Consider the following 13,551-nt stretch of genomic DNA (forward strand, 5'->3'; position numbering starts at 1 on the left):
TTATGTATTGCCACTTAAGTGACATACAACTTCATTCTACCCTAATTGCCATAGGGTGCAAACAAATAAATCACATTGTCTTGCTATCATTAACGTAGCAAAATTCCCACTTCTTTTCAATTAAAATGCTCATATATTCCGTAAAAAAAGCTCCCTTCTACAAGGAAGCTTCCTACTGACGTAATAAACATGTGAAATGGATATGGACCCTGTAGGACTCGAACCTACGACCGGACGGTTATGAGCCGTCTGCTCTAACCAGCTGAGCTAAGGGTCCACAATTATGTATGTAACAACATATCAAATAAAGGAATTCCTATCGGATATATCCTTTAAGAAATGTAAGATAAATTTACCATACGAAAAAGAAAAGTGTCAATTGTATTTTTCTCATTTAAAAGAAGAAAATTAATAAAAAGAAATTTAGTTATCTCCACTATATGTAAATATAATATATCTTGAGATTCTCTAGATTCCTACGTTACAATGATTTTATACATACACAAAGGAAGTGAATCTATGTCCATATTTACCCAATTAGCAAAAAGCGTATATTCGCCTAAAGATATGGCGCTATTCCGTTTTCAAAAAATCGGAAAAACCATTTTGTATATTATGCTACTTTGTCTAATCACTACTATTCCAAGAACATTCTTTTACGGTAGCTTTATCCAAGATAGTGTTACTATGGTAAATCAAGCAATTGAAAAAGATTTACCTGATTTTAAAATCGAAAACGGTGAACTAAAAGCAGATATTGAACAACCTATTCAAAAGGAAGAGGGAGATGCTCTTTTCGTATTTGATCCCAATACAACAGATATAGAACAATATCAAAACAAAACTGGTTTATTTATTTTAAAAGATAAAGTAGTTTCTATAGGAAATGGTCAGCAACAAACATACTCCTATAATGATTTATTAGGGACATCTCTTGAGAAGAAAGATTTGCAAGATTTTATTTCTGTATTCGATAGTATTTATCCAATTTTACTAGCCGTTATTGGCGTGTTAGTGTACCTATTCCAATTGTTTATTACTTTCTTAGGAATCACTTTACTTGCGTTTATAGGTTCTGCTATGAGTGGTCAACGTAAATTATCTTATAAGCAAGTATGGACGTTAACTGCATACAGCTACACAATTCCAACAATCTTCTTTATGATTATGGATTTATTCAAAATTGTTGTACCTGGTTCAACATTCATTTATATCGCAGTTGTTTTAATTGTTCTATACTTAACGATTAAAGAAGTTCCAAAACCGAACGAAAAAAATGCCTAAATAGGCATTTTTTTTTTGGACAAGCATATATTCCTAGCAAAGGAGTGAAGAATATGAAGAGATTAGGTATATTCTTATTCGTGCTTGTTCTTGGTTATATATTTTATTACGATATAAAAATCGGCACTTTACCGATGTTAAGTTCATATAAAAAAACAAATGCGGCCCAAACGTTAAAACAAGAAAGTACAGATACAAAACAAAATAAAGAGAACAAAACAGAAAAAGAAACAGATGTCACTTATAAAACAATAGAAGTCAAAACAGGTGATACGGTTCTTTCCATTACAGAAGCGATTAATAAGAAGAAAATCCCTTCTATCGAAAAAGTAATTGATGATTTTAAACAATTAAATAAAAATACATCTGCTACAAAAATACAAATTGGAAAGTCTTATAAATTCCCGTTATATCAATAAGCAATCACTTAATCCTTGTCAATTACATAAAGGCGCTGATACAATAGTAAAAGTGAAACCGAGCACTTCGGTTTCTATAGCCCTGTATCACGTATACTATCATTGATATGAGGGACTAAATAAGAAACTTCTTTTATAAGGAGAGCGATCTATTCGTGAATGAAATGACTCATCGTACAAAAACACGTCCAGTTAAAGTCGGTAATTTAACAATTGGCGGTAATAATGAATTAATTATACAAAGTATGACAACAACAAAAACACATGATGTTGAAGCAACAGTTGCTGAAATTAAACGTTTAGAAGAAGCTGGCTGTCAAGTCGTTCGTGTTGCTGTTCCAGACGAACGCGCAGCAAATGCTATTGCTGATATTAAAAAACAAATCAACATTCCACTTGTTGCTGATATTCATTTTGATTATCGCCTTGCTTTAAAAGCAATTGAAGGTGGCATTGATAAAGTACGTATCAATCCAGGTAACATTGGTCGTCGCCATAAAGTAGAAGCTGTTGTAAATGCAGCAAAAGAACGCGGTATTCCAATCCGTATCGGTGTAAACGCAGGTTCATTAGAGCGTCACATTTTAGAAAAGTACGGATACCCAACTGCAGATGGTATGGTCGAGAGCGCCCTACATCACATTAAAATTTTAGAGGACTTAGATTTCCACGATATTATCGTATCTATGAAAGCCTCTGATGTTAATTTAGCAATTGAAGCATACGAAAAAGCTGCACGTGCTTTTGATTATCCATTACATTTAGGTATTACAGAATCTGGAACATTATTTGCCGGAACTGTAAAAAGTGCCGCTGGTCTTGGAGCAATCTTAAATAAAGGCATCGGAAATACACTACGTATTTCATTAAGTGCTGACCCAGTTGAAGAAGTAAAAGTTGCACGTGAACTATTAAAGTCATTCGGCCTTGCATCTAATGCTGCAACACTTATTTCTTGTCCAACTTGCGGTCGTATTGAAATTGACTTAATTAGCATCGCTAACGAGGTAGAAGAATACATCTCTACACTAAAAGTACCAATTAAAGTTGCAGTACTTGGCTGCGCTGTAAACGGTCCTGGTGAAGCTCGTGAAGCTGATATCGGTATTGCCGGTGCACGCGGAGAAGGATTATTATTCCGTAAAGGGCAAGTTGTTCGTAAAGTACCAGAAGAAATCATGGTAGAAGAACTGAAAAAAGAAATCGACGTAATCGCTGCTGAAATGGCTGCTGAACGAGAAAAAGAAAAAGAAAAAGAAACACAAGAACAATAAAAAGAAGGTTGCCACAATATTTGTGAGCAACCTTCTTTTCTACGTAAAAGCTCGTCAGTTATATAACTGACGAGCTTTTACTTTGCACATTTTGGACAACGGCCGTATATTTCAAACTTATGACCGGTTACTTCATAACCGTTAAAATCTTTATTCATAAAATCCATCGGGCAGGAAGTAATCTCTTTCGTTCCCCCGCAATCTAAGCAAATAAAATGATGATGATGCTCCATAATAGAACATGTAAAACGAAAATGTTTTTCACCATTTAATTCGGTTTGTTCCAGAACACCAATTTCAGCAAACACCGTTAAGTTACGATAAATCGTATCAAAGCTAAGACCTGGATAATCATCCTTCATATGCTCTAAAACGTCTTTCGCCGTTAAATAACGATTGTGAGCTGCAAATAACCTGAGCATTTCTTCCCTTTTCCCAGTATGTTTATATCCTTTATCTTTCATTAGGCGTAAAGCTTCTGTTAGATTCATATCTATCCCTACTTTATGCAGTTTTTTTCTTTTTCCATAAAATCGCACCAATTAAAATAAGAACTGCTATCATAACAATTGTACCACCTGGTGCTAGATCAAGTTGATATGAAGCAAACATTCCACCAATTACTGCAATTTCACCAAATAAAATGGAAAAGAAAATTGTTTGTTTAAATCCATTCGCAATACGAATACTTGCTGCAACTGGTAAAGTCATTAATGATGATACGAGAAGAACCCCTACTACACGCATTGATACTGCAATGACAAGAGCAACCAATATAATGAAAATAAAGTGAATCCACTTTGCACTCAAACCAGTTGATACAGCGTATTCCTCATCAAACGATAGTAAAAATAACTCTTTGTATAATAAAGTAATCGTTACAATAACAACAATTGCTACAATGCCAATAATGATTAAATCTGTACTTGTTACAGCACTTACACTCCCAAATAAATAACTAAATAAATCAGTGTTAAATCCATTTGCAAGTGATATAAAAATAACCCCAATCCCCATTCCTGCTGAAAGAATAATCGGAATTGCTAATTCTTGATAATGTTTATATACAGTACGTAATTTTTCAATTAGTAACGCCCCACCAATAGAAAAAACCATTCCCATATATAAAGGATTTAAAAATCCTCCTGTAAAAATTGTTTTTTCTAGTAGTAAACTTGCAGCAATACCCGATAATGTCACGTGACTTAATGCATCGGCAATAAGCGACATACGGCGAATGACCACAAACACACCGATAAGCGGTGCAACAAGTCCTATTAAAATCCCTGCATATAAAGAGTTACGTAAAAAGTCATATTGTAAAAAATCTTGTATCATTATATCCTCCCGTGATGCTCATGCTCGTGTTCTAAACGATGAACATGATGTCCATATAAGACGGACATTTCCGCATCTTCTAACTCTCGGAACTTCTCTACATTTCCATGGAAATGTAGATGTTGGTTTAAGCATGCAACATGTGTTACCTTTTCCGTAACAGCTCCCATATCATGAGTAACGAGAATTAATGTGATTCCTAACCTTTTGTTTAAATTCTCTAATATCTCATAAAAACTTTCTACATTCTTCACATCGATTCCAACAGTAGGCTCGTCCAAAATAAGTAATTCAGGATCACTAACGAGCGCACGAGCAATAAATATACGCTGTTGTTGTCCGCCAGAAAGTTCTCCGATATTGCGCCCTTGAAACTCACTCATCCCTACATCAGCAATCGCTTTTTCTACCTTTTCCTTATCGTTTTTCGTAAAAAAGCGAAACAGCCCTTTTTTCGAAACGAGTCCCATTGATACAACTTCAAAAACAGTTGCCGGAAAACCAGAATTAAAGCTATTTGCTTTTTGCGACACATAACCAACTTTGTTCCATTCTTTAAACTTCTTACTATCAACACCAAACAAACGAATACTTCCCTGTTTTGGCTTTAAAACGCCTAATAAACATTTTAGCAAAGTTGATTTCCCAGAACCATTTGGCCCAACTAAACCTAAAAAAGCTCCCTTCGGAACTTGCAAATTAATATCTTCTAACACATTTCGATCTTCATATCGAAATGACAATCCTTCTATTTCTAATATATTATTCATAGCATCTCACCTATTTTAATTCAGAATGATTCCGATTTATATCTATTTGAATTATAGTACAGCTTATTATAGTTGTAAACCAATCTGCCTAAAATATATCATTTTTTTCAAGAAACCTTACTATTATAACAAAAAGCAGAGAAAAATTCTCTGCTTTCGAAAAATATTCCTATAAAGTGAAACTTTAATCAGTGAGGTTTTCTTCATCCCCCACTGATTATTTGCCCTTAAGATACATGTTTTAGTGAATAGCTGATTTAAACTTACCACCATTTGTCTCTTGCGTACTCATAATCGTAACAAACGCATTCGCATCAATTTCATACACAATTGATTTTAACTTTGTCACTTCCAGACGCGTTACAACTGCATAAATAACTTCTTTTTCTTTATCTGTGTAACCGCCTTTCGCTACAAGCTTTGTAGTTCCACGACCAAGACGATGCAAAATCGCATTTGATACTTCTTCATATTGATCTGATACAATTAAAACGGCTTTCGTTTCATCTAAACCTTGAATGACTGTATCAATTGTTTTGAAGGCAATATAGTACGCCATAACAGAATACATAGCTTGTTCAACACCAAATACAAATGCTGCCCATGCAAAAATAAATAAGTTCACAAACATTACAAATTCACCAACAGAGAAAGGTAATTTCTTCGTTAATAAAATACCCATAATTTCTGTTCCGTCCATTGATCCACCATGACGAATAACGAGTCCTACACCAAGACCTAAAATAAGACCACCAAACACTGTTGCTAAAATTGGCTCTGTTGTAAATGGCGGAACAGCATGTAACGTTGATTCAATAAATGCTAAAGCTACAATACCGAACGCCGAAGATAGCATGAACGTTTTTCCGATTTGCTTATAGCCTGAATACATAAATGGGATATTGAGAATAACGACTAAAGTAGAGAAACTTAACCACCAAATATTAGGAGTAAGATAATCTAATATAAGAGAAATACCAATAATTCCACCATCAATAATTTTATTTGGCATTAAAAATAGTTCAATTGCTACCGCTGCGCATGCCGCCCCAAAAATAATCATAACTAAACGATAAATAAGATGGATAACACTTTCTTTTCGATGTTGCTTCTGCTCCATAAATCCTCCCTATACTCTTTTTCTATAGTTTTGTCCTTATATTATAACATACGCTTCTTTTTCTCATGAAAAAAGAAACTCTATACGAATATGTACAAGCTACGTACTCATATATTTCGATAGAAGAACGTGTGAAGGAGGATAACTCGATGAACCTCATTAAACAACTCGTAAATAAAAAATTAAATCATATTTCTACAAAAGAGTTATTGAAATATAGCAAAGAATATGAAGTCTCTATTACGACTGCCCAAGCCGATCAAATTGTTTTACTTATGAAAGGAAAGAATATTAACATTTACGATAATGACGAACGGCTAGCGCTCTTAAAACAAATAGCAAAAGTAACCTCCCCTGCTACTGCCCAACAAGTAAATACTTTATTTCAGCAACTACTAAAATAAGGAGGGGAAAATCCCCTCCTTATTGCGCTTTAATTTTCTCAAGAATTCCTTCATCAAAAGTACCATTTTTCAGCATTTCAATTTCTAATTTATATGGCGGCTTCTTATCTTTTTTATCTTCACCTACATATGGAGTTTCAAGAATTTTTGGTACGTGCATTAACTGCGGATGATGCACAATATGATGTAACGCTTTATAACCGATATGACCGAAGCCGATATTTTCATGACGGTCCTTTCCTGCGCCGCGTACATTTTTACTATCATTAATATGAAGTACCTGCAAACGATCAATACCAACAATTTTATCAAATTCGTTTAATACGCCGTCAAAATCATTTACAATATCATATCCTGCATCGTGCGTATGACACGTATCAAAGCATACTGATAATTTCTCATTATATTTTACACCATCAATAATCTTTGCAATTTCTTCAAAGCTACGACCGCATTCCGTTCCTTTTCCTGCCATCGTTTCTAACGCAATGTTAACCGTCTGTTCTGGCGTTAACACTTCATTAAGCCCTTTAATAATTTGTTGAATACCAGCATCCGCTCCTGCCCCAACGTGCGCACCTGGGTGAAGAACGATTTGCTTCGCCACACCTAATGCCGATGTTCTTTCAATTTCCATGCGAAGGAAGTCTACACCTAATTGGAATGTTTCTGGCTTCGTCGTATTCCCAACATTAATAATATATGGCGCATGTACGATAATGTCCTCAATACCGTTTAGTTCCATATGTTTTCTTCCTGCTTCTATATTCAATTCTTCAATTGGTTTTCTTCGTGTATTTTGCGGCGCACCTGTATAAATCATAAACGTCGTTGCACCGTATGAAACAGCCTCTTCACTTGCTGCTAATAACATTTTCTTACCACTCATGGAAACATGAGATCCAATCTTTAACATACAATCACCTCTTCAATATACAATAGATATAATGATAGCATAATTTGTAGAAATATGTAGTGAATTGTTTGTTCCTAAAACACTACGCAAATTGTAACTGGCTATACCGAAACTTTAATCAGTGTTTTTTCCATTCCCCACTGATTATTATCCCGCAAATAGCCAGATAAAGTGAAACTTTAATCAGCCCTCACCAATCGGACTTTTATGGGCAGTTGATCCCCACCTAACTTCTTTGCTTTCGCTGAATTTTGAGGTGGGGGTCTTACTGCCCATTAAAGCGGGATAAAAAAAGATAAGGGGGCTCCCCTTATCTTTTTTTATTGCTATATTTTTTCTTCACTTTGTCACGTTCTGTTGCAAGTTTACGTTTATAGTTTGGTTTTACTTTTTTCGGCTTTTTAATAACTTTTGTTGCCATAACGTCAAGTTCATCATTTGGTTTCTTACGGCTCTTACGACGACGACGTTCACCTAAATCCGCCCACTCATCTCCGCGTAAATCTACATGCTTGAATTCAATATGACGTTGTTTTTCTAAACTATCTAACGCTTCTTCGTTTGCTGGATCATAAATCGTCACTGCAATACCTGAATGCCCTGCACGTGCTGTTCTTCCAACGCGGTGAACGAAGAAATCTAAGTCCGATGGAAGTTCGTAGTTAATAACATGACTAATTCCTTCAATATCAATACCACGTGCTGCTAAATCAGTTGCAACAATATATTGGAATTCAAGGTCACGAATTTGTTTCATCATTTTTTTACGATCACGCGGCGATAAATCTCCGTGAATTCGTCCAACTTTTAAGCCACGTTCCATTAATCCGTCAGCAACCTGATCCGCCATCTTCTTCGTATTCGTGAAAACAACTGCTAAATATGGTTTAAATTGTAGCAACATTTTGTTCACTAAATCGATTTTGTTACGATGTTTAGAAGGTACTAAATAATGTTCAATATTCCCAGCCGCAACTTGTTTTGGATTGATATGAATATGCTCTGGATTCTCCATATATTTCTTCAGAAACGGTTTTAGTTTTTGAGGAATTGTTGCAGAGAAAACTAGCATTTGCAAGTTTCTAGGCATGCGTGCTGCAATTTTGTCTACATCATGAATGAATCCCATATCAAGCATTAAGTCTGCTTCATCGACAATAATCGTATTTGCTTTATGAACAAATAGCGCTTGCTCTTCTACTAAATCTTTAATACGTCCTGGTGTTCCAACTACAACATGAGGTTGCTTTTTCAACTTTTCAATTGATCGTTGTTTATCAGTTCCACCAATTAAACAACGTGCTGTAATCATTTGATCTTCCGCACAAAACTTTGTTAATTTCACGATTTCTTCGTAAATTTGTTGTGCTAACTCACGAGTAGGCGCTGTAATAACAAGTTGTACTTCTTCACGACTTGCATTAATTCTGTTCAATGTAGGAAGTAAGTATGCATGTGTTTTCCCAGAACCTGTTTGGGATTGTCCAATTACACTTACACCTTTTTTCACAACCGGGAAAATTTTCTTTTGAATTCCTGTCGGCTCTGTAAAGCGTAGTTCACGAACTGCATCTATTAAAAATGGTTTAAAATCATACTGTGTAAAAGTTTGTTGTGTCATAAGTTACACCTTCTTTCTAAATTTCTACTGCGCGCACAAATCAGTCAAGTCTACATTATATCGAAATCTACAAGTAAAATCCATCTTTAGTTTAGGTTTTTCCTTCAAAAACTAACCTTCTTCCCTCTTATTGCATATTGTATGTGTATATACCTAACTGAAGAAAGGAGGATTTCTCACATGTTTCCAAAATCCCCCACAAGGCAAATGTATCCGAATCCAGGACAGCAACCTTATACACCATATCCAATTCCACAACTACCACCGATGGCACAAAAAAAGAAAGGGTTCCTTGCTAAACTCTTTAAAAAAAATGATCCCACCGAGCCTTTCATGCAAATGGTTCCACCTTATCGACAAATGGAAGGACCGCCGCCAATGATGCACCAGCAACCGCCGCCACAATATCAACAACAATACCAATACCAACAACAATACCCGCAGCAATACTCACAACAATATCAACCATACATGCAGCGGCATCCAGAGCAAATGATTCCCCCTCAAATGTATGAATCAAATGAAACGCGCGGCGGTGCAGCAACTACAGCAGCATCCAGTAGCGGCATCGGCAGTTTTTTTGCGAATTTAATTTCGAATCCAACTAATATGATAAACAATATTGAAAAAGTCTCCCAAGTCGTTCAATCTGTAAGCCCTGTCGTCGAACAGTACGGTCCTATTATGCGTAACTTACCAAGCATTGTTAAAATCCTCACCTCTGGAAAAAGTACGGAAGAAGATCCAACTGAAGATCAAGCTGAAGACATAGCAGAAAAGGTTGAGGTAGCAACTCCGCCTCCTCCACAAAAAAAAAGAAAAAGAAAAAAAATAGTGATTGAGCCAGTCATAGAAAAAGAATTACGAGAGGAGCCTGTTCAAAAAATAGCAACAAAACCAAAACTATATGTGTAACAATCCTTTGTTTTCTATCCACTCCTCCTTTATAATGTAAAAGACTATGCACAAAAGTATCCCTTGTTTAGAAGGAGAGGATTACTCATATGAAAATTGTTAAAATTTCCCCTCGTGGTTATTGCTACGGTGTTGTGGACGCGATGGTTATTGCACGTAACGCCGCATTAGATACATCATTACCAAGACCTATTTATATTTTAGGTATGATTGTTCACAACAAACATGTAACAGATGCGTTCGAAGAAGATGGCATCATTACATTAGACGGTCCAAGTCGATTAGAAATTTTAGATAAAATCGAATCTGGTACTGTTATTTTCACTGCACACGGTGTTTCTCCAGAAGTTAAACAACGTGCAAAAGAAAAAGGTTTAACGACAATCGATGCCACTTGTCCAGATGTTACAAAAACACATGACCTTATTGAAGCAAAGAAAGCTGAAGGTTACCATGTCATTTATATCGGCAAAAAAAATCATCCAGAACCAGAAGGCGCAGTTGGTATCGCACCTGATATCGTTCATCTTATTGAAAGAGCTGATGATTTAAAAACATTAGAAATTCCAACGGATAAGATTTTAGTTACGAATCAAACGACAATGAGCCAATGGGATGTTCAGCATTTAATGGAGGACATTCAGAAGAAATTCCCAACAGCAGAATTCCATAAGGAAATTTGTTTAGCAACTCAAGTTCGCCAAGAAGCGGTCGCTAAACAAGCTGATGTTGCCGATTTAACAATTGTTGTCGGTGATCCGAAAAGTAACAACTCAAACCGTTTAGCACAAGTATCACAAGAAATCGCTGGTACGAAAGCATACCGCGTCGCAGACGTAAGTGAGATTAAATTAGAGTGGCTACAAGGTGTAGAAAACGTAGCTGTTACAGCAGGTGCTTCTACTCCAACTCCAATTACGAAAGAAGTTATCGCTTTCTTAGATCAATATGATCCAATGAATCCCGCTACGTGGGAGAGAGTTCGAAAAGTACCGTTACAAAAAATATTACCTCGTGTAAAAGTGAAAAAAGAACAATAATAAAAACCGTTGCCTATATGAGCAACGGTTTTTATTTTTCTTATACAAATGTAAATGGATCTGTATGTAATTGCGAAGCATGAATGTGTACATTGAGTTTCTTTGCATCCACTTTTTCTTGTAATTGCTTTTGCACACCTTGCTTCATTACTTTTTCAACGTTATGTCCTGGGTCAACTATATTTAAGCCGAGCATCATCGCATCATGAGCAACATGATAATACATGTCACCTGTTACATATACATCCGCTCCCTTAAATTTAGCTTGATTGATGTATTTATTACCATCGCCACCAAGTACAGCTACTTTGCGCACTTTATCATCTAATTTCCCAACAACTCGTGCACCCTTTACATCTAATGATTTCTTTACATGTTCTGCAAACTGTCCAAGTGTCATTTCTTCTTGTAAGTATCCTATTTTCCCAAGCCCTAATGTTTCGCCTTTGTTATCAAGCGGATACACATCATACGCTACTTCTTCATATGGATGTGCCGTTACCATTGCTTTAATCACTTTTCGCTGTAGTGAAGCTGGAATAATCGTTTCGATTCGCACTTCTTCTACGCGCTCTAACTGTCCAGTTTCCCCGATATAAGGATTTGTCCCCTCTTGAGGTACAAACGTACCTGCACCCTCGCTACTAAACGTACAGTGGCTATAATTGCCGATATGACCAGCACCTGCGTCTCCTAATACTTTCCGTACTTCTTCTGCATGAGTTACTGGCACAAACACAACAACCTTTTTCATTTCTTCTGCATATGTCGGTGCCAGAACTTCTGTATTTTGCAATCCTAACGCCTCAGCAAGTAAATCATTTACCCCGCCCTTAGCGACATCCACATTTGTATGTGCTGCATAAATGGCAATATCATTTTTAATACACGTTTCAATAATTCTTCCATACGCTTTATCTGTATGAATCGCTTTTAACGGATTAAAAATTAAAGGATGATGCGCAATAATGACATTCGCTCCTAATTGAATTGCTTCCTCCACAACTTCTTCCGTTACATCTAACGCAATCAATACGTGTTGTACAGGTTTATTAAGCGCTCCAATCTGCAGGCCAATCTTATCTCCTTCCATTGCCAAATGCTTCGGATACATACTTTCAAATAAAGAAATAATTTCATGGCCGTTTGGAATTTTACTCATGATAAAACCTCCCCTATCATTTTCATTTTCGCTTCTACTTCCGCACGCTTCGCTTTTGTTTCTTCAGAATCAGCCGCACGTTCTAACTGTTTTAAAATATTTTGGAAGTTTTTCAATTCCCCCTCCCATTTCTCAACGAAAGCTTCACCTTTTTCTTTTATTAAAAATGGACCCATAAACAATTCAGCTTGCTTATTTTCAGAGTAAGGCATCGCAATGTTTCCACGCTCTCCTACTAAGATCTCGTAAATTTTCCCATCTTCTTTTACGATTTTTTCATGGATAAGCTCCCATCCATTTTCAATAAACCATTCACGGATGTGATGCGCTGCAATATTCGGTTGTAAAATTAAACGCGTTACACCTTCTAACTTTTCTTTACCACTTTCTAAAATGTCACGAATTAACGCTCCGCCCATTCCGGCAACCGTAATTACATCTACTTCTCCTGGCGCAATAACAGCTAATCCATTCCCTTTACGCACATCCACTTTATCTCGTAAGCCACTTTCAGCTACAGTTGCTTGTGCAGAGCGAAATGGTCCATCTACAACCTCTCCTGCAACTGCTTTTGTAGCAATATTATTTATAATTGTATAACACGGTAAATACGCATGATCCGATCCAATATCAGCAACTGTAGATCCTACTGGTATTTCACGCACAACTTCTTCTAATCGTTTTGAAAGCTTTACTTCATTCATGTATTTCCATTACTCCTTCTCTTGTCAGTCTGTCTCCATGATAATGAATTTATAGTAGTTGTTGCAAGCCCATAACAACAATTCACTTCTCGATCACTCATCGTATTTTAGAAAATATAGAAAAACAAGCCCTTTGCATAAGCAAACGGCTTGTCATACGGAACTTTATTTTTTCTTCGACAACCAATCAGCTACTTTAGCCGCTTGATCAGCTGGAACTATATTTGGTGGCATATTTCCTTTTCCTTTCGAAAGAATTTCTTTAATTTCATCTTTTGAAAGTTTCCCACCAATCTTTTGTAAATTAGGCCCTACTGCCCCTTGTAACTGGTCACCGTGGCAGCTCGTACAGCTTTGCTTCACAATATCCTCTGGCTTCGATGCTGTTTGCACTGGCTTCCCACCATTTTTTGCATCAGCTAACTCTTTAGATTTATTTAGCCCCTGAAATGAAAATACAAACATAACGATAATACCTAATGCTGCAATAAGAGCGAACGGAATCAGCGGATTACGTTTCATATCTCTTCTCCCCCCTCTATACCCCTAAATAGTTAGATGATTCAGTCATTTCCATTGTACTT

Annotated in this window: 15 protein-coding genes and 1 tRNA gene; 6 read left to right on the forward strand and 10 right to left on the reverse strand. The window is 36.3% G+C overall.

The genetic code is table 11. The annotated features are described in order from the left end of the window. Positions 1 to 203 precede the first annotated feature (203 nt). Positions 204 to 277, reverse strand: a tRNA-Ile gene (locus MR115_RS05945). A gap of 242 nt (positions 278 to 519) precedes the next feature. Here MR115_RS05945 and MR115_RS05950 point away from each other — a divergent pair. The 3 genes from MR115_RS05950 to ispG all read left to right on the forward strand — a co-directional run bounded on the left by MR115_RS05950 (position 520) and on the right by ispG (position 2,977). Beyond that, a complete protein-coding gene (locus MR115_RS05950) occupies positions 520 to 1,284 on the forward strand; it encodes a DUF1189 domain-containing protein (RefSeq protein ID WP_061677337.1) in 765 nt (254 codons plus the stop codon). Positions 1,285 to 1,337: 53 nt separating this feature from the next. Beyond that, entirely contained in the window at positions 1,338 to 1,703 is a 366-nt protein-coding gene (locus MR115_RS05955) for a hypothetical protein (protein WP_097819264.1), read from the forward strand. Positions 1,704 to 1,867: 164 nt separating this feature from the next. Continuing rightward, positions 1,868 to 2,977 carry a flavodoxin-dependent (E)-4-hydroxy-3-methylbut-2-enyl-diphosphate synthase gene (gene ispG / locus MR115_RS05960; protein WP_122950842.1) on the forward strand — a complete coding sequence of 370 codons (1,110 nt, stop codon included), beginning with the start codon at positions 1,868 to 1,870 and terminating at the stop codon, positions 2,975 to 2,977. Positions 2,978 to 3,054: 77 nt separating this feature from the next. Here ispG and MR115_RS05965 read toward each other — a convergent pair whose 3' ends face one another. From MR115_RS05965 to MR115_RS05980, 4 genes are all read right to left on the reverse strand, one after another. Further along, positions 3,055 to 3,468, reverse strand: coding sequence for a Fur family transcriptional regulator (locus tag MR115_RS05965; protein ID WP_001054512.1), 414 nt, complete (start codon positions 3,466 to 3,468; stop codon positions 3,055 to 3,057). A 13-nt stretch (positions 3,469 to 3,481) separates the two neighbouring features. Continuing rightward, positions 3,482 to 4,315: a metal ABC transporter permease gene (locus MR115_RS05970; RefSeq protein WP_097819263.1), complete on the reverse strand. Its 834-nt coding sequence runs from the start codon at positions 4,313 to 4,315 to the stop codon at positions 3,482 to 3,484. After that, the gene (locus tag MR115_RS05975) at positions 4,315 to 5,085 is read right to left on the reverse strand and encodes a metal ABC transporter ATP-binding protein (RefSeq protein ID WP_242240451.1); all 771 of its coding nucleotides are present in this window, start codon (positions 5,083 to 5,085) and stop codon (positions 4,315 to 4,317) included. Before MR115_RS05975 ends, MR115_RS05970 begins: the two co-directional genes overlap by 1 nt. A 241-nt stretch (positions 5,086 to 5,326) precedes the next feature. Continuing rightward, complete coding sequence (locus MR115_RS05980; RefSeq protein ID WP_061677326.1) at positions 5,327 to 6,205, reverse strand: YitT family protein; 879 nt, start codon at positions 6,203 to 6,205, stop codon at positions 5,327 to 5,329. A 149-nt stretch (positions 6,206 to 6,354) separates the two neighbouring features. Here MR115_RS05980 and MR115_RS05985 point away from each other — a divergent pair, with 149 nt between their 5' ends. Beyond that, the gene (locus tag MR115_RS05985) at positions 6,355 to 6,609 is read left to right on the forward strand and encodes a DUF2624 domain-containing protein (RefSeq protein ID WP_061677324.1); all 255 of its coding nucleotides are present in this window, start codon (positions 6,355 to 6,357) and stop codon (positions 6,607 to 6,609) included. 19 nt (positions 6,610 to 6,628) lie between these two features. On the opposite strand, the gene MR115_RS05990 is transcribed toward MR115_RS05985, so the two are convergent. Both MR115_RS05990 and MR115_RS05995 read right to left on the reverse strand, forming a co-directional pair. Continuing rightward, positions 6,629 to 7,525, reverse strand: a complete 897-nt coding sequence (locus MR115_RS05990) for a deoxyribonuclease IV (RefSeq protein ID WP_061677322.1) — start codon at positions 7,523 to 7,525, stop codon at positions 6,629 to 6,631. 310 nt (positions 7,526 to 7,835) lie between these two features. Continuing rightward, positions 7,836 to 9,146, reverse strand: a complete 1,311-nt coding sequence (locus MR115_RS05995) for a DEAD/DEAH box helicase (RefSeq protein ID WP_061677320.1) — start codon at positions 9,144 to 9,146, stop codon at positions 7,836 to 7,838. 180 nt (positions 9,147 to 9,326) lie between these two features. On the opposite strand from MR115_RS05995, the gene vrrA reads away from it, so the two are divergent. Continuing rightward, positions 9,327 to 10,061 (forward strand): VrrA/YqfQ family protein, encoded by a 735-nt coding sequence (gene vrrA / locus MR115_RS06000; protein ID WP_098324765.1) that lies wholly within the window; start codon positions 9,327 to 9,329, stop codon positions 10,059 to 10,061. Between the two features lie 89 nt (positions 10,062 to 10,150). Further along, the gene (locus tag MR115_RS06005) at positions 10,151 to 11,101 is read left to right on the forward strand and encodes a 4-hydroxy-3-methylbut-2-enyl diphosphate reductase (protein WP_000706674.1); all 951 of its coding nucleotides are present in this window, start codon (positions 10,151 to 10,153) and stop codon (positions 11,099 to 11,101) included. Positions 11,102 to 11,141: 40 nt separating this feature from the next. Here MR115_RS06005 and MR115_RS06010 read toward each other — a convergent pair whose 3' ends face one another. The 3 genes from MR115_RS06010 to cccA form a co-directional block, all read right to left on the reverse strand. Continuing rightward, positions 11,142 to 12,263, reverse strand: a complete 1,122-nt coding sequence (locus MR115_RS06010) for a Nif3-like dinuclear metal center hexameric protein (protein WP_242240453.1) — start codon at positions 12,261 to 12,263, stop codon at positions 11,142 to 11,144. Beyond that, a complete protein-coding gene (locus tag MR115_RS06015) occupies positions 12,260 to 12,967 on the reverse strand; it encodes a tRNA (adenine(22)-N(1))-methyltransferase (RefSeq protein ID WP_242240455.1) in 708 nt (235 codons plus the stop codon). The genes MR115_RS06010 and MR115_RS06015 overlap by 4 nt, the downstream gene beginning before the upstream one ends. Before the next feature lie 165 nt (positions 12,968 to 13,132). Beyond that, on the reverse strand, positions 13,133 to 13,489 hold the full coding sequence (cccA, locus tag MR115_RS06020) for a cytochrome c550 (RefSeq protein ID WP_242240457.1): 357 nt from the start codon (positions 13,487 to 13,489) through the stop codon (positions 13,133 to 13,135). Between the last annotated feature and the right edge of the window lie 62 nt (positions 13,490 to 13,551).

The organism is Bacillus cereus group sp. BfR-BA-01309 (assembly GCF_022664315.1).
Lineage (GTDB): Bacteria > Bacillota > Bacilli > Bacillales > Bacillaceae_G > Bacillus_A > Bacillus_A mobilis.

Bases quoted from the DNA above. Each gene is read 5' to 3' on its own strand.
- MR115_RS05970 (WP_097819263.1), bottom strand. From the start codon at position 4,315: ATGATACAAGATTTTTTACAATATGACTTTTTACGTAACTCTTTATAT.
- MR115_RS06010 (WP_242240453.1), bottom strand. From the start codon at position 12,263: ATGAGTAAAATTCCAAACGGCCATGAAATTATTTCTTTATTTGAAAGT.
- cccA (WP_242240457.1), bottom strand. From the start codon at position 13,489: ATGAAACGTAATCCGCTGATTCCGTTCGCTCTTATTGCAGCATTAGGT.
- MR115_RS05965 (WP_001054512.1), bottom strand. From the start codon at position 3,468: ATGAATCTAACAGAAGCTTTACGCCTAATGAAAGATAAAGGATATAAA.
- ispG (WP_122950842.1), top strand. From the start codon at position 1,868: ATGACTCATCGTACAAAAACACGTCCAGTTAAAGTCGGTAATTTAACA.
- MR115_RS05950 (WP_061677337.1), top strand. From the start codon at position 520: ATGTCCATATTTACCCAATTAGCAAAAAGCGTATATTCGCCTAAAGAT.
- MR115_RS05995 (WP_061677320.1), bottom strand. From the start codon at position 9,146: ATGACACAACAAACTTTTACACAGTATGATTTTAAACCATTTTTAATA.
- MR115_RS06015 (WP_242240455.1), bottom strand. From the start codon at position 12,967: ATGAATGAAGTAAAGCTTTCAAAACGATTAGAAGAAGTTGTGCGTGAA.
- MR115_RS05985 (WP_061677324.1), top strand. From the start codon at position 6,355: ATGAACCTCATTAAACAACTCGTAAATAAAAAATTAAATCATATTTCT.
- MR115_RS05975 (WP_242240451.1), bottom strand. From the start codon at position 5,085: ATGAATAATATATTAGAAATAGAAGGATTGTCATTTCGATATGAAGAT.
- MR115_RS06005 (WP_000706674.1), top strand. From the start codon at position 10,151: ATGAAAATTGTTAAAATTTCCCCTCGTGGTTATTGCTACGGTGTTGTG.
- MR115_RS05990 (WP_061677322.1), bottom strand. From the start codon at position 7,525: ATGTTAAAGATTGGATCTCATGTTTCCATGAGTGGTAAGAAAATGTTA.
- MR115_RS05980 (WP_061677326.1), bottom strand. From the start codon at position 6,205: ATGGAGCAGAAGCAACATCGAAAAGAAAGTGTTATCCATCTTATTTAT.
- vrrA (WP_098324765.1), top strand. From the start codon at position 9,327: ATGTTTCCAAAATCCCCCACAAGGCAAATGTATCCGAATCCAGGACAG.
- MR115_RS05955 (WP_097819264.1), top strand. From the start codon at position 1,338: ATGAAGAGATTAGGTATATTCTTATTCGTGCTTGTTCTTGGTTATATA.